The sequence below is a fragment of the Mesorhizobium sp. BE184 genome, assembly GCF_031457045.1.
Classification (GTDB): Bacteria; Pseudomonadota; Alphaproteobacteria; order Rhizobiales; family Rhizobiaceae; genus Mesorhizobium.
Map to the genome: position 1 here is coordinate 647927 of NZ_JAVDVU010000002.1, position 17524 is coordinate 665450.

Below are 17524 nucleotides of genomic sequence, written 5' to 3' on the forward strand. Positions count from 1 at the left end.
GGAATAAATGTTTCATCCAAGCTGAAGTTTGGTTTCCATATTCTGAAATGCGGATGCTGCCTCCTCGCGGCTCCGGGAGGAGAATCTCATGACGGTTCGTTTTGGCCTGCTTGGCGCAGGCCGCATCGGCAAGGTGCATGCCCGCGCCGTCGGCGCCAACCCCAATGCGCGGCTGGTCGCGGTAGCGGACGCTTTCGAAAAGGCGGCCAGGGAAATATCCTCCCTATACGGGGCCGAGGTGCGTACGATCGAAGCCATCGAAAAGGCCGACGACATCGACGCCGTGGTCATCTGCACGCCGACCGACACGCATGCCGACCTGATCGAGCGCTTCGCCAAAGCCGGCAAGGCGATCTTCTGCGAGAAACCCGTCGATCTCGACGTCAAGCGCGTGGAGAAGTGCCTGGCCGTGGTGGAGAAGACCAGAGCGGCGCTGATGGTGGGTTTCAATCGCCGCTTCGACCCGCATTTCATGGCGGTCAAGAAGGCCATCGATGACGGCGCCATCGGCAAGGTCGAGATGGTAACGATCACCTCGCGCGATCCCGGCGCGCCGCCGGTCGATTACATCAAGCGTTCGGGCGGCATCTTCCGCGACATGACCATCCACGATTTCGACATGGCGCGTTTTCTGCTGGGCGAAGAGCCGGTGTCTGTCTCGGCACACGCCTCGGTGCTGGTCGACAAGAAGATCGGCGAAGCCGGCGACTACGATTCGGTGAGCGTCATCCTCGAAACCGCGTCGGGCAAGCAATGCGTCATCTCCAACTCGCGCCGCGCCACCTATGGCTACGACCAGCGTATCGAGGTGCATGGTTCGAAGGGCATGGTGGCTGCCGAGAACCAGCGGCCGGTTTCAATCGAAATCGCCAACGACAAGGGCTACACCCGCCCGCCGCTGCACGACTTCTTCATGACGCGCTACATCGATGCCTATGCCAACGAGATCGCCGCCTTCATCGACACGATGAGCCGCAAGGGCAAGGCCTCGCCGAGCGGCGCCGACGGGCTGGCGGCGCTGAAACTCGCCGACGCCGCATTGAAGTCGGCGAAGCAAGGCAAGACCATCCGCATCCAGGCCTATGTCCTGGCTTCGAAACCTGACCGGAGGTCACCATGTCCGAGCTGACGACGCGCAACGCCAAGACCAAAGCACTGATCACCGGCGGCGCGCAGGGCGTCGGCCTTGCCGTTGCGCGCCAGCTGATCGACGAGGGCTGCCGGTCGCTGGTTCTGCTCGGACGCTCCGAGGAAAAAGGCCGTGTCGCCGTCGCCGAACTGGAGAAGCTTGGCGCCGAGGCGATTTTCATCGCCGCCGATCTTGCCGACCCGAATGAATGCCTGAAGGCCGTCGAGACCGGCATCAGCCGTTTTGGCAGCCTCAACGCGCTGGTGAATGCAGCCGCGTCGGCCGCGCGCGGTTCGCTGGTGGAGACCACGCCGGAAATGTTCGACGACATGTTCGACACCAATGTGCGCGGACCGTTCTTTTTGATGCAGGGGCTGGTGAAGCACCTGCTGGAAACGAAGCAGCCGGGGTCGATCGTCAACGTGCTGTCGGTCAACGTCCATGGCGGCCAGTCCTTCCTGTCGTCCTATTCGGCCAGCAAGGGTGCACTGGCGACCCTGACCAAGAATGTCGCCAACGCCTACCGCCGCAACCGCATCCGTTGCAACGGCGTCCTGCCGGGCTGGATGGACACGCCCGGCGAAGCGCAGACACAGGCCAAATTCCATGGCGCGGGCGCGGACTGGTTGCAAAAGGCCGAGGCCGCCGCGCCGATGGGACAGCTTGCCAAGACACATGAGCTGGCCGGGCTGATCACCTATATGCTGTCGCCGCAGTCCGGCATCATGACCGGTGCGCTGATCGACTACGACCAGCATGTGGCGGGCATCATCGGCGAGTAACGACATCGTGCGTGACAAACGCCCAAGCTTCGGCTATTAGGCCTGCATGATCAACCTGACCGCCTCGTTTTGGTATTTTAGCTACTCGCTGGCGGCGGGAGGATTGCGCTCGATCTAAAGATTGCAGCATCAATATCCGAACAGCCGCCAGACCTGGCGGCTTTTTTGTTTCAGCCGGCAGGTCTCCAAATCTGGAGCAGAAAGCCGTGTTGACCACCACAGACGACCTTCGGGTCACCCAACTCAAGGAACTGAGCACACCTGATCAGGTGATGCAGGAAATCCCGCGCACGCTGACGGCGACGCGCACCGTCACGGCGTCGCGCAACGCCATTCATGCCGTGCTGACCGGCGCCGACGATCGGCTGATCGTCGTTGTCGGGCCCTGTTCGATCCACGACCCGGCCGCGGCCGTGGACTATGCCAGCCGTCTGGCGGCGCTGCGCGAAGTTTTGTCGGACCGGCTCGAGATCGTCATGCGCGTCTATTTCGAAAAGCCGCGTACGACGGTCGGCTGGAAGGGCCTGATCAACGATCCCGACCTCAATGGCAGCTTCAACATCGACAAGGGATTGAGGCTGGCGCGCAATGTGCTGGCCGCCGTCAACAATCTCGGCCTGCCGGCGGCGACCGAATTCCTCGACATGACAACGCCGCAATACATCGCCGACCTTGTATCCTGGGGCGCCATCGGAGCGCGCACGACCGAAAGCCAGATCCACCGCGAACTGGCGTCCGGTCTGTCCTGTCCGGTCGGCTTCAAGAACGGCACCGATGGCAATCTGCGCATAGCCGCCGACGCGGTGAAATCGGCCGCGCAGCCGCACCATTTCATGGCGGTGACGAAGGCTGGACGCAGCGCCATCGCGACAACCACCGGCAATGAGGACTGCCATGTCATCCTGCGCGGCGGCCTGACCCCCAATTATGACGCGGCGAGCGTCGATGCGGCCTGCGCCGAACTTCTCCGCGTCGGCATCGTGCCGCGCCTGATGATCGACGTCAGCCATGCCAACAGCTTGAAGAAGCCCGAGAACCAGCCCACGGTCGCCGCCGATGTGGGCGGCCAGGTCGCCGCCGGTGACGACCGCATCATCGGCGTCATGGTCGAAAGCAATCTGGTTGCCGGCCGGCAGGATGTCGTTCCCGGCAAGCCACTGGTCTATGGGCAGAGCATCACCGACGGATGCATCGACTGGGAGACAACGGAGACGGTGCTGCGCGGGCTGGCCGACGCGGTCGGAAAGCGCCGGGCGTCACGGGACGCCGTAGTCGCCAAGCGTTCGGGGGTAGCCTGAAGGCAAGGGCGACGAAACTGGGGAGCGGCCTTACCGTTCCCCAGCCGATATCTCAGCGCACGTCCACCCAACGTTCCTGCTCGAACGAACGGGCCATGGCGTGAACGGTGCGCTCGATCTCCAGCCCGTCGTCGAAATCGATCAAACGGGTGTCGCGATCACCCCTGATCGCGGCCAGGAGTTCCCGACATTCGACGATCTTGAGGTCGTTGAACCCCAGACCGTGACCGGGAGCCGGAACGAAGTCGCCGTAGGGTGTGTGCTGAGGGCCAACGAGAATCGTGCGGTAGCCCTGCTCGGCCGGGCGGTCCGAGGTGACGTAGAGTTGGAATTCGTTGAAACGTTCCTGGTCGAAAAGGATCGAGCCTTTCGAGCCGAATATCTGGACGGCGATGCGACCCTTGCGTCCCCAGGCCGAGCGGTTGACCTGCAGCGTGCCCGACATGCCGTTTTCCAGCCGCATCAGCACGCTGGCGATGTCATGCGTTTCGACAGCGCGACTGTTGCCGCCGGCCGTGCGGCGCTCAGCATAGGGCCTGGCCATGTCGCAGATCACGCGGCTCACCCGTCCGAACAGGACCGCGACCAGCGACAGCGGATGCACGGCGAAATCATCCAGCGCGCCATAGCCCGAGCTTTTCTCGTGCTTCCAGCCGAAAAGCGCGTCCGGATCGGCCATGAAGTCCTCGTCCATCTCGATGCGCAGATGATTGAGGTCGCCGATCACGCCTTCCGCCAGAAGCGTTCCGATATGGCGGATCGCCGGGCTCTGTATGTAGTTATAGCCGAGGGCGGCGATCCTGCCGGATCGTCTGGCGGCTTCCGTCATGGCTTGCGCGTCGGCAAAGGCCGGCGCCATCGGCTTCTCGCACCAGACATGTTTGCCCGCCGCCAGCGCGGCGATCGCCATCTCGGGGTGAAACTGGTTCGGCGTGGTGATCGAAACGACGTCGACCTCAGGATCGTTTACGACCGCACGCCAATCCCCGGATGCTTTTTCAAAGCCGAATTCGACACCCTTACGGCTGGCCAGTTCCGCATTCGCCTCGCCAAGATGAACCAGCCTCGGTCTGTCAGCCTGCGGAAAAACCGCGCTCACCGCGTTCCAGGCAATGGCGTGGCATTTGCCCATGAACCCCGTGCCGATCAGACCGACGCCTACCATGCCTGCTTTCCTCCCAGAACTTTGTGGATGACGTAGTCCGTTATTCATGAAAATGGAATGGATGAATCATTCGCCATGACGACGCGGCACGGTCCGGCTATTGTGCCCAAACAGCAATGACAGGACGCACGATGGACGAACGGCTGCCCCGCGATTTCGAGACACTGCGTTCGGCCATCCTCGAGCGGCGGCAGAACCTGCCCAAGCGCATCGCGCAGATCGCCGCCTATGCGCTCGACAATCCGGACGACGTCGCCTTCGGAACCGCCGCCAGCATCGCGACGTCGGCGGGCGTGCAGCCTTCGACGCTGATCCGCTTTGCCCAACAATTCGGCTTCGATGGCTTCACCAGCCTGCAATCGGTGTTCCGGGAGCGGTTGCGGGAGCGTAATTCCTCCTATGAGGAACGACTGAATGCCCTGCGCGCGGAGGCGGATTCCGGCACCGGCCATCGCGGCATTTTCGAGGGCTTCGTCGCCGCGGCGACAACGTCGCTCAACGACATTGCGCGCGCGGTCGACGAGGAGCATCTGGACCGCGCGGTCAAGCTGCTGGCCAAAGCCGAGACCATCTATATCCTGGCGCGCCGGCGCTCCTACCCCGTGGCCAGCTACCTCGCCTATGCGCTGAGCAAGCTTGAGATCCGCTGCCAACTTATCGAATCCGCGAGCGGCCTCAACGCCGAGATGATCGGCTTCGCCAAACCCGGCGACGCGGCGCTGGCGATCAGCTTTTCGCCCTACGCGCCGGCGACCATCGAGGAGGCGCGCGCGATTTCCGAACGAGGCGTGCCGCTGGTGGCGATCACCGATTCGTCCTTCTCGCCGCTCGCCCAGTTCGCCACCGTCTGGTTCGAGGTCGCCGAAGCGGATTTCGCTGGTTTCCGCTCCCTGTCCGCCACCATCGCGCTGGCCATGGCCTTGGCGGTCAGCGTTGCAGAACATCGGCGTGTCTCCGGTTAGATCCAACTTAGGAATGTATATTCCATATTGACTGACGGATGGAATTAATATTTCGTATTGCATATTCGCGCGGCGGGTCCGCGCCGCGCCAGCAGCCCATGGGAGGACATGATGATCGAAGCGGTGGACGCCAGGGCGTCGCTGGATGTCATCACCATCGGCCGCGCCTCGGTCGACCTCTACGGCCAGCAGATCGGCTCGCGGCTGGAAGACATCGCCTCCTTCGCCAAGTCGGTTGGCGGCTGCCCTGCCAATATCGCCGTCGGCACGGCGCGGCTCGGCCTGCGCTCGGCCCTGCTGACGCGCGTCGGCGACGAGCAGATGGGCCGCTTCATCCGCGAGCAACTGGTGCGCGAGGGTGTGTCGGTCGCGGCGCTGAAGACTGACCCCGAGCGGTTGACGGCGCTGGTGCTGCTTTCGGTCGAGGACGAGGGCGTCTCGCCCATGATCTTCTACCGGACCGACTGCGCCGACATGGCGCTGGCGCCGGACGATGTCGACGAGGCATTCGTCGCCACCGCCCGCGCCGTCGTGGTGACCGGAACGCATTTCTCGCGCGAAAACAGCGCTGCAGCCCAACGCAAGGCCATTCGTATCATGAAGGCGAAGGGCGGCAAGGTCGTGTTCGACATTGACTACCGGCCCAATCTTTGGGGCCTCGCCGGACACGCGGAAGGCTTCGGGCGTTATGTTAAATCCGATCGCGTCTCTGCCGAGATGAAGACCGTGCTTCCCGACTGCGACCTGATCGTCGGGACTGAGGAAGAGGTGCTGATCGCCTCGGGCGAAAGCGACCTGCTGGCGGCGCTGAAGACCATCCGAAAATTGTCGGTTGCAACCATCGTGCTGAAGCGCGGCGCCCAGGGTTGCATCGTCTATGACGGTCCCATCAGCGACGACCTCGAAGCCGGCATCGTCGGCAAGGGTTTCGCCATCGAGGTCTACAATGTGCTGGGCGCCGGGGACGCCTTCATATCAGGTTTCCTGCGCGGCTGGCTGGGCGGCGAAAGCCTGGAAACCGCGGCGACCTGGGCCAATGCCTGCGGCGCCTTCGCCGTCTCGCGGCTGCTCTGCGCTCCGGAATATCCGACCTTCGAGGAGCTCACCTATTTTCTCAAGCATGGCAGCCGCCATCATGCCCTGCGCAAGGACGCGGAAATCAATCATATCCATTGGGCGACGACGCGGCGGCGCGATATTCCGTCGATGATGACATTTGCGATCGACCATCGGTCGCAACTCGAAGCCATCGCCGACAAGGCCGGGGCAGACCCGGCACGTCTCAACGCCTTCAAGGTACTGGCGGTGAAGGCGGCAGCAAAGGTGGCCGATGGCCGCGACGGCTACGGCATGCTGCTCGACGAGAAATATGGCCGCGAGGCCATGTTCGAGTTCGCCCGGCATCCGTTTGCCTGGCTCGGCCGCCCGGTCGAGCTTCCGGGCTCGCGGCCGCTGCGGTTCGAGTTCGGCCAGGATATCGGCTCGCAGCTCGTCGACTGGCCGGTGACGCACTGCATAAAGTGCCTGTGCTTCTACCATCCCGACGATCCGGCGGCGTTGAAGGAAGAACAGCAGCAGAAACTGCTCGCCCTGTTCCAGGCGTCACGCAAGGTCGGCCGGGAACTGCTGGTCGAGATCATCGCCGGCAAGTATGGGACGCTGGAGGCCGACACGATTTCGCGGACGCTGGACGAGCTTTATGCGCTCGGCATCAAGCCGGACTGGTGGAAGCTTGAGCCGCAGGCATCACGTGCCGCATGGAAGAACATCGGGGCCACCATCGCCAATCACGATCCGCTGTGTCGCGGCGTGGTGCTTCTCGGGCTGGAGGCACCGCAGAAAGAGCTGGAAGCGGCTTTCGCCGCGACCGCCGATGTCGGCATCGTCAAGGGTTTCGCTGTCGGCCGCACCCTGTTTGCCGACGCCGCCGAGCAGTGGCTGGCCGGGACGATGGATGACGAGCAGGCCATTGCGGACATGGCAGGCCGTTTCGAGAAATTGACCGAGGCCTGGCTTGCCGCGCGCAACCCCAAGGCGGCATAAGGCTGGCGGAGGAGAAGCGACCATGACCAAAACCATCCGCCTGACAATGGCGCAGGCGCTGACCCGTTTTCTGACGCGCCAGATGACAGTGATCAATGGCGAGAGGCTACCGATTTTCGGTGGCGTCTGGGCGATTTTCGGCCACGGCAATGTCGCCGGCATCGGCGAGGCGCTCTATGGCGTGCGCGAAGAGCTGCCGACCTATCGCGCCCATAACGAGCAGGCGATGGCGCACGCGGCGATCGCCTATGGCAAGGCGAATTTCCGCCGCCGTTTCATGGCCGCGACCAGTTCCATCGGCCCCGGCGCGGTCAACATGGTGACGGCGGCAGCACTTGCCCATGTCAACCGGCTGCCGGTGCTGTTCCTGCCCGGCGATGTCTTCGCCAACCGCATCCCGGACCCGGTGCTGCAGCAGGCCGAGGACTTTTCCGATGGCACCGCGACGGTCAATGACTGCTTCCGGCCAGTGTCGCGCTATTTCGACCGCATCACCCGGCCCGAGCAGATCATTCCGGCCCTCAATCGGGCCCTGCAAGTGCTGACCGACCCGGCCGAATGCGGACCGGTGACGCTGTCGCTCTGCCAGGACGTGCAGGCCGAAGCCTATGATTATCCGACAAGCTTTTTCGAGGAGCGCATCTGGACGCCGCGACGGCCCCGCCCGGACCGCCATGAACTTGCAGCAGCCGTGGCGGCATTGAAGGCAGCCAAGAAACCGCTGATCATTGCCGGCGGTGGCGTGCTCTATTCCCAGGCTTCGGAGGAACTCGACCGTTTCGCCAAGGCAACCGGCATCCCCGTGTGCGAGACTCAGGGTGGAAAATCCGCGCTGCCGGATACACATGATCTCAACATGGCGGCGGTTGGCGTCACCGGCACCTCCGCCGCCAACCGGCTGGCCGAGGAAGCCGATCTGGTGCTTGCAATCGGCACCCGGCTGCAGGATTTCACCACCGGTTCCTGGGCGCTGTTCAAGAATGCCGGGAAAAGGATCGTCGCGCTCAACGTGCAGGCCCTCGACGCCGGCAAGCATCGCGCCCTGCCGCTGGTGGCCGATGCGCGGGAGGGGCTTGCCGAACTCACCGAAGCGCTGAAGGGCTGGAAAGCGCCATCCGCGTGGACGGACAATGCCCGCGCCGGCAAGACGGCGTGGCAGGAAGAAGCGGCGAAGGTTACGGCCACGACCAATGCGGCGTTCCCCTCCGACGCGCAGGTGATCGGCGCTGTGCAGCGCGTCATGGGATCTGGCGCAACCGTACTGCACGCAGCGGGCGGCCTGCCGGGCGAAATGCACAAGCTATGGCAGGCCGGCGCGCCCGGCTCCTACCATGCCGAATACGGCTTCTCGACCATGGGCTACGAGATCGCCGGCGGGCTTGGGGCAAAAATGGCGAAGTCCGACCAGGAAGTCGTCGTGATGATCGGCGACGGCTCCTACCTCATGCTCAATTCCGAGATCGCCACCTCCGTGATGCTGGGCCTGAAGCTCACCATCGTGCTGCTCGACAATCGCGGCTTCGGCTGCATCAACCGGCTGCAGATGGCCACCGGCGGTGCCAACTTCAACAATCTCCTGAAGGACTCGCGGCACGAGGTCCTGCCGGATATCGACTTCGCCACGCATGCGGCGAGCCTCGGTGCGATTGCGAAGAAGGTCTCTTCGATTCCGGAACTGGAAACGGAGTTGGCGGCAGCGAAGACGAACGAGCGCACGACAGTCATCGTCATCGACACCGACCCGCTGGTTTCGACAGAGGCCGGGGGTCATTGGTGGGACGTGGCGGTGCCGGAGGTGAGCGAGCGCGCGCAAGTCAACGCCGCGCGCAAGGCTTATGAGAAGAAGCGGCGGACGCAGAGCGTAGGGGACTGATATCTTGAAAGCCAAACTGGGGATGTCCCCGATCGCATGGTGGAATGACGATCTTGTCGAACTCTCCGACGACGTGTCGCTCGAGGAATGCCTGCGGCAGTCGCGCTCGGCCGGCTTCACCGGCATGGAAAAGGGCCGGCGCTTTCCCGACGACCCCGAGACCATGCTGCCCATTCTCAGACAAGCGGACGTGACGCTGTGCGGCGGCTGGTTCTCCGGCACCCTCGTCAATGAGGAGTTGGCCGTCAACAAGGACCGCATCCAGCCGATGATCGAGCTGTTCAAGGCGGTGGATGCTCCGTGCATCGTCTATGGCGAGGTGGGGCGCTCAATCCAGGGTGATCGCTCCAGGCCGCTGGCAACGAAGGCGGTCCTCTCCGACGACGAGATGAAGGCTTATGCGCGCAAGGTCACTGAATTTGGCGAATGGTGCTCCGACCAGGGCATGCCGCTGTCCTACCATCACCACATGGCGGCAGTGGTGCAGTTCGAGCACGAACTCGACGCCTTCATGAAGCATTCGGGCCAAGGCATTCCGCTGCTGCTCGACGCCGGGCATCTGGCCTTCGCCGGCGGCGATGTGCTTGGCGTCATCGACAAGCACCATGCGCGCATCAATCATGTGCATGTAAAGGATATCCGCAAGCCGGTGATCGCGGCGCTCGATTGGGAGAAGCAATCCTTCCTCGACGCCGTGGCGCTCGGCGCCTTTACGGTTCCTGGCGACGGCTCGCTGGATTTCGCGGCTATCGTGCAGAAATTCGCCCATTATGGCTATGAAGGCTGGTTCGTGGTCGAAGCCGAGCAGGACCCGAAGAAGAATCCGCCGCTCAAGATGGCCGAGGTCGGCCACAAGGAATTGATGCGGGTGATGACGGCGGCGGGCTACACTGTGGAGACGCAGGGCTTTCCGGCACGCTAGGTTTCGTGCAGGACCGTATCCGCGAGAGGACAAACCATGTCGAACGGCAGCCAGCATCCATTCCTGCGGCCCCTGTGGCGGCGCGTCGCGCTGGTCGCGGTGTGCTTCATCTGGGCAGGCATTGAATTTTACGCCGGTTCGCCGAACTGGGGAACTATGGTGGCGGCGCTCGGCGTCTATGCCGCTTGGCAATATCTCTATGCCTACAAGCCTGCGCCGGAGGCATCCACCCCGGAGGCAGGCACGACGCAGGCAAGCGCGGCGGAAAACACCGACCCGGGCGCCAAGGACTGATCGGAAGGACATCATGTCGAAACTGCTCGTAAAGGCGCAACAAGGCGAAGGCCGTGTCGCGCATGTGACGCCGCAAAACGCCGGCTGGACCTATGTCGGGTTCGACCTGCACCGCCTGGCGGCCGGACAGACGGTTTCCATGGACACCGGTTCCCGCGAGGCCTGTCTGGTTTTCGTTACGGGCAAGGGCAAGACGACGGCCGGCGGTGAGGATCTGGGCGAGCTTGGCGAGCGCATGTCGCCGTTCGAGGGCAAGCCATGGTCGGTCTATGTGCCGCAGAATTCCAGCTGGTTGGTGACCGCGACCACGGACGTCGAACTGGCCGTCTGCACCGCGCCCGGCCTCGGCGGCGGGCTGCCTGTGCGGGTGATCAGGCCGGATGCGCTCGGCCAGGAAACGCGCGGCAGGGGGACCAACACACGCTATGTCACCAATATCCTGCCGGAAGGCGAGCCGGCGGATTCGCTGCTGGTGGTCGAAGTGATTACGCCCGGCGGCCACACATCGAGCTATCCGCCACACAAGCATGATCGGGACAATCTGCCGGCCGAATCCTATCTCGAGGAAACCTACTATCACCGCATCAACCCGCCGCAGGGTTTTGCCTTCCAGCGCGTCTATACCGACGCCGACGCGAATGGCGTGCGTGATCTTGATGAGGTCATGGCGGTGGAGGACGGCGACGTCGTGCTGGTGCCGAAGGGCTATCACCCCTGCGCCGCCTGCCACGGCTACGACCTCTATTACCTGAACGTCATGGCCGGGCCGAAGCGGACGTGGAAGTTCCACAATGCGCCCGAGCACGAGTGGCTGATGAAGCCGTAGGCCTGCTGGCTAGCCGATCCGCAGCATGTGGTTGTCCCAGACATAGTCCGGTTCGGAAACGGACCGCCCGCCCGGCTCGGCGATAACGCCCATACCGGTGGATGCAATGAAATCCGGGCCGTCGGGCGCAAGGCCGCAGACCTCGACCATGTCGTTCGATGCGATGATGCCGCCGGTCTTTGCATCCATCACGACGAAAACATTTCCCTGCGGCGACGACACGGCGACAGTTCCCGCCTGCGGATTGGCGGCGACCGAGCCGATATAGTTCCTGAACCCATTCAGCACCTTTTCAGGCATGTCGATGAGTTTCAGTTCCCTGCCGCGTTCGGCGCGGCCGACCAGCAAAGGCCGCTCGGTGACCGGCCCGCGATGCTGGCAGCCGAACCACACCGCCCCTGACTCGTCCGTCGCCATGTGGCGGATCGATAGCTTGTGCAGGTCGGGCGCAAGCTCATGCTTCTCGATCAGGTCGCCAGTCAGGCGGTCGGCCAGCACGTAGGACGGCTTCATCGTCGCCAGATTGAGTTCGGCGCGGTCGAAATCCGGATGGGTCTCGATGCCGCCATTGGCTATCGCCAGCGTCTTGCCGTCGCCGAGCAGCAGAAGCTCGTGCGGGCCGACGCCGTAGGTGGGGAACTCGCCGATCCGCCGGAACCCGTGGCCGGCATCGTAGACGCCGACCATGCCGGCGGCGTTCTCGAAATCGTTTTCCGTGGCGTAGAGCAGCTTGCCGTCCTTGGAAAAAACGCCGTGGCCGAAGAAGTGGCGACCGGCGATGCTGGCGATAGTCTGCGGCTTCTGTCGGCCGGTGTGATCGAACACCACGGCGAATGTGCCCGGCTGCCGCGCAAACACCACGGAACGCTTCGAGACCGGGTCGAAAGTGACATCGTGCCCCCGGTCGGGCAGGTTTACCGTATGGAGCACCTTGCCGGCTTCCGAGAGAACCGCGGCGCCGTAGCTGCCGTCACGGCGCATGTAGGCGGTGGCGAAGATGGCATCCGCATTCAGTGTCGCCGCCCAGGCGGACGGGGCCATGGCGGCGATGAAGCCCGAACCGGCGGCCTTGAGGAAATCGCGGCGGTCAATCAGCGGGGTGCGCATGGCGTCCTCAATCCCCGTCCAGCGACGAGAAGCCGGCGCTCAGGCCGAACTCACCCGACAGCCTCACGCCAAAAAGAGTCGACAGGCTGCTGGTGACCAGCGCGAAATGGTCGAGTTTTGCCCGTCTGGCGGGATGGGCCAGCACTTCGTCAATCGGTCCCGAAGCCGCCCTACCGTCGGCCGCGCCATTGGCAAGCTGGATATGGATCGACTCGGCGATCCAGCGCGAATCGGGATTCAGCGCATCGGCGATATGCGACGCCTGGAAAAGCCCGTCCATGCCATCGAGATTGGCGCCCAGGGCCGCGCCGGTGAGACCGGAACGCCAGAACACCGCGCTTTTCGGCTTGTCGGCATCGGGGGCTGCGCCGAGAAAGCTTTTCAGGCGCTGGTCGCGCACCAGTTCGAGCCCGTTGATGAAGACGCCGACGAGTTCCGTGATGGCTTCAGCGCCGTTGCGATAAACCGGATTGTCTGGGCCGGGATTGGCCCACAGCGCCGCAAAGCCATCGGGCTTGGCCCATGCCTCGGCGACCGCACCGGAAATCGTCTTGATGTTGCCGGCAATGGCGGCGGCGTAGGCGCAACGGTAGGGATCATCTTTGCCAGCCAGCGCTTCGGCGCCAGTGCCGTAAAGGACAAATTCCAGTGCGCCGAGCCCCTGCATGGCGACGCTCTTGCCCGCCAAGGTTTTCGAGTCGGCAGCGGTCTGGTCCTTGCGCGCCAGCGCCGCCTGCACCTGCTTCAGGCCGATGCTCTTGCGGTCCGGCCAATAGAGCATCCGCTCCAGCCTATTGTCCTCGGTGATCGGACCGAAGCGGATGATCTCGACCGAGGACCAGGCGTCGATCAGGCCGGCAAATTCCTTCCGGACTGCGTCGAGCGCCTCTTGGCTCGGAGCAGCGCAGAGAGCTTCGATACCCGTTTTTGCCTCACCCGCCTTTTCGGCCAGCGTCGCGTAGGCCGGACGGACAAAGCCGTCTATTGCCTGGCGGACGATGACGGAGGCATCTGCAGCGGTGGCAGCGGCGGGCCAGCCGCATGCCATCAAAATGGCGAACACACCGCCGGCAAGAGCAAGGCGTTTCGGCATCACAGCGACTCCAGAAACTTGATCAACGCCGCGCGTGTTTCGGCATCGGCGGCGGCGAAACGGTCACGCGCCTTTTGCGCCTCGCCGCCGTGCCACAGAATGGATTCCGTCAGATTACGCGCACGTCCGTCATGGAGGAAAAACGTATGCCCGTTGACCTGTTTCGTCAGGCCGATGCCCCAGAGCGGCGGCGTGCGCCATTCGTTCCCCGTGGCCTCCCCAACGGCCTGTCCGTCCGCAAGTCCCTCACCCATGTCGTGCAGGAGGAAATCCGAATACGGCCAGATGAGCTGGAACGACTGCGCCTTGTTCGGTGTATCGCGGCGGGTGACGAATTTCGGCGTGTGGCAGGAGATGCAGCCCATCCCGTAGAACGCCTGCTTGCCGGCCAGGACATCCTTCCTGCCGATGTCGCGGCGGGCGGGCACGGCAAGATTCTGCGAGTAGAAGGTGACGAGATCCATGACCGGCGGCGGGGCCTCGACCGGTCCCAGCCGTTCCTGCACGCCGTTCGGCAGGGCGAGGCAATCGGCCTCGGCCTTGGTGCAATCGCCCCAATGATGCGGCACTTCCGGCGTCGAAATGCCGATGTCGCCCGCGAAGGCGTCGGCCGATTGCTGGCGGATGGACGGTGTCTGCGCCTTCCAGCCGAAGATGCCGAGCGTGTGCTTGCCGGTCAGCTCGTCGGGCACCATGTTCGGCTTGCCGGAAATACCGTCGCCCTCGCGGTCATACGGATCGGCGTGGGCGAGGATATCGGAAGGCGCGATCTGTTCGACCAGACCGAGACCGATCATCGGCGGTGAGATGCGTGGCGACAGCGTCGTCGTGGGATCGAGAGGACCGTAGGCGAGGTCCTCGACTCGATAAGACGGCTTGCGCAGGGAAACCACGGCGCCATCGCCGAGCGTTACCGGCGTTTCCGCGTAGGTGACCCGCATGCGGCCCTCACCCTTGAGACCCGGGACAGCAAGGTCCTGCAGTTGCGCGCCATAGGTCGTGTCGGGGAAATTCAGCACCCGGCCTTCGGTGCGCGCCGCCTTTTCCTCGTCGGTCGATGCCTCGCGCGCCAGCCGCAGGAACATCGAGGTGGCGTCCGGATTGCCTTCGGGCGGATGGCCGCGACCATCCTTGAGATGGCAGCTCTGGCAGGCGCGGGCGTTGAACAGCGGGCCAAGGCCGTCGGATGCCTGCGTCGAGGACGGCGACGACACCCAGTTCTTGCGGAACAGGGCATTGCCGAGCTTGAAGGCGCCCTCCTCCTCGAACGTGATGTTGGCGGAGGATTGCGAGAAGGAATCGGCGTTGACCCGCTTGCGCGACGTGCCGGCGCCGCCTTGCATCCGCTCGAACTGCTCGGGCCTCGAGAAATCCGCCGTCGGCCTGGTGATCGCCTCGACGCGGGCGAGGTCTTTCGCGGAAAGATCGGTGCGGACGGTGGAGAGGTTCGGGGAGACGATATCGCCGGCAAATATCGCCGTCGGCCACGCCGCGACCAGAGCCACGGCGGTGAAGACAGCGAGAGGGCCGAGCGCGTGCTTCTCCCCATTCACGGGTAGAAGATGCCGGCAGGCAGATGAGGGGCGGCGCGAACCTTCCAGAGGGTAACGCTGCCCCTCATCCGTCTCGTCGCGAAACCTTCGCCCCATGAACGGCGAGAAGGAACCCGGCGACGCGCGGCGCAAAAAACCTAGGATGCGCCGCATTCCATGTCCTTTAAGCCTCGCCGACTTCAGCCTTGTCGGCGGATTCCGCGTTGAGCTGGCCGTACTTCTCCTCGCCCAGCGAAGCGAGCAGGTCGAGCTGCGTCTCGAGGAAGTCTATGTGGCCTTCCTCGTCGGCAAGAAGCTCCTCGAACAGTTTCATGCTGACATAGTCGCCCAGCTCGTTGCAGATTTCGCGCGACCGCTTGTAGGCGGTGCGGGCGTCGTATTCGCCGGCAAGGTCGGATTCCAACACTTCCTTGACGTTCTGGCCGATGCGCAGCGGCGCCACCGACTGGAGGTTCGGATGCCCTTCCAGGAAGATGATGCGGGCCACCAGCTTGTCGGCATGATGCATCTCTTCGATCGATTCCGCGCGTTCCTTGCGGGCCAGCTTGGTGTAGCCCCAGTCTTCCAGCAGCCGGAAATGCACCCAGTACTGGTTGACGGCGCCGAGCTCCAGAAACAGAGCCTCGTTAAGCCGCTCGATGACCTGTGGTTCGCCCTTCATGGGTTCTGCTCCCGTATTGGACGCGCAAGCCTCTCACGCGGTCCAGGTGTGAAACGATATCCACGCCGTTCGCCTCCGAACGGGCGTGGTAATTTTCGGTGACGCGAATGATCGTTTCCACCACATTTGGGAAGCAGCCGCAACAGCGTCCGCGCTTGTGCATCGCATGATAGACCTTCGCGGGCACGATAAGCTGCCAGGGATCCTGGTCGAGCAGACCGATGATCGTCTGCTCGATCTCCTTCTCGGTGATGATGTTGCAATGGCAGACTAGCATTTCTCGTATGAACTCATCTGGCTGACGGCGCGCTCATCGCGCCGTCCGGCTGGATTATTGTCGGCTTACTGGAAGACCTTGTCGGGGGAGTCCAGGCTGTCCGATCCTTCGAAGGCGATGGTGTCGAGCTTGAGCGTCGAAACGACGCGTTCGATCGACTTGGTCTGGTCGACAAGCGCATCGATCGCGGCCTGCACGGTGGCGTTGCCTTCCGTGTTGCCTTCGCCGATCTGCTGGTCGTAGGCCTCGCCGCCGAAGGCGCGGGCCTGGATCGCCTCCATCCTGGCGACCGTCGCGTCGAGCTTGCCGGTGAGTTCCCTGTCGAGCGCGGGATCGGCCGCCTTGACCAGGTCGGACACTGACGGGCCTTCGACCACGGAGCCGTCGACGCGCTTGTAGCTGCCGATATAGGCGGAGCGGATGCCGACCGCATCTTCCAGATGCGAGATATGGGTGTTGTCGGAGAAGCAGTCATGCTCCTCCTCCGGATCATGCAGCAGCAGGCCGAGCTTCATGCGCTCGCCGGCCAGTTCGCCGTAGGACAGCGAGCCCATGCCGGTCAGGATCGTGGAGATGCCGGCGTTCGGCTCGCCATCGACGAGGTTCTTGCGCGCCGCGCCGCCTTCCTGCCAGTTGCCGACCATTTCCTCAATATCCGACACCAGAAGATCGGAGGCGGCCTTCAGATAGTCGGCGCGGCGGTCGCAATTGCCGCCGGTGCAATTGGCCGTATCGTAGTCGGTATAGGGCCGCTCGCCGGCGCCCGGCCCGGTACCGTGCAGATCCTGCCCCCAGAGCAGGAATTCGATGGCATGGTAGCCGGTGGCGACATTGGCTTCGATATCGCCGGCTTCCTGCAGCGTGCCGGAGAGGAATTCCGGCGTCAGCTTCGACGCGTCGATCTTCTTGCCGTCTATCTCGATTTCCTTGTTGGCGATGACGTTGGCCGTGTAGAGCGCGTTCTCATCGGAGTCGGTGCCATAGGCCTGGTCGACATAGTCGATGAGGCCTTCATCCAGCGGCCAGGCGTTCACGCGGCCTTCCCAGTCATCGACGATGGCATTGCCGAAGCGATAGACCTCGGTCTGTTGGTAGGGAACGCGCGACGCCTTCCAGGCTTCGCGCGCCGCGGTCAGTGTCTCGGCCGAGGGCTTGGCGATAAGCGCGTCTACCGCGGCGTCGAGCGCCTTGGCGGTGGTCAGCGAATCCTCATATTTGGCGAGCGCGATGTCGGCATAGGTCTTGATGACTGCCTTGGCGGCGGGTTCGGCCTTGGCCGGCAGCACGAAGGCGGCCGCGGTGAGCGCGGCTGTCGCGCCGATGGCGGCGAGCCTGCCGTACCGCAAGGCACCCAGGGTTTTGTTCATCGTCATCTCTCCTGGAAAATTGCTGAAACAGGGCGCCCGTGGCGCATGTTCAAAAAGCTGGAAGGGATTCGGCGAGCGCCTGCTGTTTGCAAGGCGCTGGAATCGATGCGGGGACGCTCGGCCCCGCGGCAGGACAGTTCAACCAGCAAAATCACCGACATGCCTCCAATCG

Annotated in this window: 16 protein-coding genes; 9 read left to right on the top strand and 7 right to left on the bottom strand. The window is 63.7% G+C overall.

The window, feature by feature from the left end; all coding sequences use genetic code 11:
- Positions 1–88: 88 nt before the first annotated feature.
- The 3 genes from iolG to J2X35_RS11255 all read left to right on the top strand — a co-directional run bounded on the left by iolG (position 89) and on the right by J2X35_RS11255 (position 3209).
- The gene (iolG, locus tag J2X35_RS11245) at positions 89–1129 is read left to right on the top strand and encodes an inositol 2-dehydrogenase (protein ID WP_310185359.1); all 1041 of its coding nucleotides are present in this window, start codon (positions 89–91) and stop codon (positions 1127–1129) included.
- On the top strand, positions 1117–1911 hold the full coding sequence (locus J2X35_RS11250) for an SDR family oxidoreductase (RefSeq protein WP_310185361.1): 795 nt from the start codon (positions 1117–1119) through the stop codon (positions 1909–1911). Before iolG ends, J2X35_RS11250 begins: the two co-directional genes overlap by 13 nt.
- Positions 1912–2117: 206 nt before the next feature.
- Positions 2118–3209, top strand: a complete 1092-nt coding sequence (locus J2X35_RS11255; RefSeq protein ID WP_310185364.1) for a 3-deoxy-7-phosphoheptulonate synthase — start codon at positions 2118–2120, stop codon at positions 3207–3209.
- A 52-nt stretch (positions 3210–3261) separates the two neighbouring features.
- Here the strand turns inward: J2X35_RS11255 and J2X35_RS11260 are convergent, their stop codons facing one another.
- Positions 3262–4374, bottom strand: coding sequence for a Gfo/Idh/MocA family oxidoreductase (locus tag J2X35_RS11260; RefSeq protein WP_310185365.1), 1113 nt, complete (start codon positions 4372–4374; stop codon positions 3262–3264).
- 131 nt (positions 4375–4505) lie between these two features.
- Between J2X35_RS11260 and J2X35_RS11265 the strand changes: the two genes are divergently transcribed.
- The 6 genes from J2X35_RS11265 (at position 4506) to iolB (ending at position 11294) form a co-directional block, all read left to right on the top strand.
- Positions 4506–5336 (top strand): MurR/RpiR family transcriptional regulator, encoded by an 831-nt coding sequence (locus J2X35_RS11265; protein WP_310185366.1) that lies wholly within the window; start codon positions 4506–4508, stop codon positions 5334–5336.
- Positions 5337–5447: 111 nt separating this feature from the next.
- Positions 5448–7379, top strand: coding sequence for a 5-dehydro-2-deoxygluconokinase (gene iolC, locus J2X35_RS11270; protein ID WP_310185370.1), 1932 nt, complete (start codon positions 5448–5450; stop codon positions 7377–7379).
- Between the two features lie 22 nt (positions 7380–7401).
- Positions 7402–9252 (top strand): 3D-(3,5/4)-trihydroxycyclohexane-1,2-dione acylhydrolase (decyclizing), encoded by a 1851-nt coding sequence (gene iolD, locus J2X35_RS11275; protein ID WP_310185371.1) that lies wholly within the window; start codon positions 7402–7404, stop codon positions 9250–9252.
- A gap of 4 nt (positions 9253–9256) precedes the next feature.
- Positions 9257–10174, top strand: a complete 918-nt coding sequence (gene iolE / locus J2X35_RS11280) for a myo-inosose-2 dehydratase (RefSeq protein ID WP_310185372.1) — start codon at positions 9257–9259, stop codon at positions 10172–10174.
- 36 nt (positions 10175–10210) lie between these two features.
- Positions 10211–10468 (top strand): DUF3329 domain-containing protein, encoded by a 258-nt coding sequence (locus tag J2X35_RS11285; RefSeq protein WP_310185374.1) that lies wholly within the window; start codon positions 10211–10213, stop codon positions 10466–10468.
- A 13-nt stretch (positions 10469–10481) separates the two neighbouring features.
- Positions 10482–11294: a 5-deoxy-glucuronate isomerase gene (gene iolB, locus J2X35_RS11290; protein WP_310185376.1), complete on the top strand. Its 813-nt coding sequence runs from the start codon at positions 10482–10484 to the stop codon at positions 11292–11294.
- A 9-nt stretch (positions 11295–11303) separates the two neighbouring features.
- Here the strand turns inward: iolB and J2X35_RS11295 are convergent, their stop codons facing one another.
- From J2X35_RS11295 to J2X35_RS11320, 6 genes are all read right to left on the bottom strand, one after another.
- A complete protein-coding gene (locus J2X35_RS11295; protein WP_310185379.1) occupies positions 11304–12401 on the bottom strand; it encodes a DUF1513 domain-containing protein in 1098 nt (365 codons plus the stop codon).
- A 7-nt stretch (positions 12402–12408) separates the two neighbouring features.
- Positions 12409–13494, bottom strand: coding sequence for an imelysin family protein (locus J2X35_RS11300; protein WP_310185381.1), 1086 nt, complete (start codon positions 13492–13494; stop codon positions 12409–12411).
- Positions 13494–14999 (bottom strand): di-heme oxidoredictase family protein, encoded by a 1506-nt coding sequence (locus J2X35_RS11305; RefSeq protein WP_405023221.1) that lies wholly within the window; start codon positions 14997–14999, stop codon positions 13494–13496. Before J2X35_RS11305 ends, J2X35_RS11300 begins: the two co-directional genes overlap by 1 nt.
- Positions 15000–15210: 211 nt before the next feature.
- Complete coding sequence (gene bfr, locus J2X35_RS11310) at positions 15211–15708, bottom strand: bacterioferritin (RefSeq protein ID WP_056113781.1); 498 nt, start codon at positions 15706–15708, stop codon at positions 15211–15213.
- Positions 15674–15985, bottom strand: coding sequence for a (2Fe-2S)-binding protein (locus tag J2X35_RS11315; protein ID WP_056113777.1), 312 nt, complete (start codon positions 15983–15985; stop codon positions 15674–15676). The genes bfr and J2X35_RS11315 overlap by 35 nt, the downstream gene beginning before the upstream one ends.
- Before the next feature lie 65 nt (positions 15986–16050).
- Positions 16051–17352 carry an imelysin family protein gene (locus J2X35_RS11320; protein ID WP_310185385.1) on the bottom strand — a complete coding sequence of 434 codons (1302 nt, stop codon included), beginning with the start codon at positions 17350–17352 and terminating at the stop codon, positions 16051–16053.
- Positions 17353–17524: the final 172 nt, after the last annotated feature.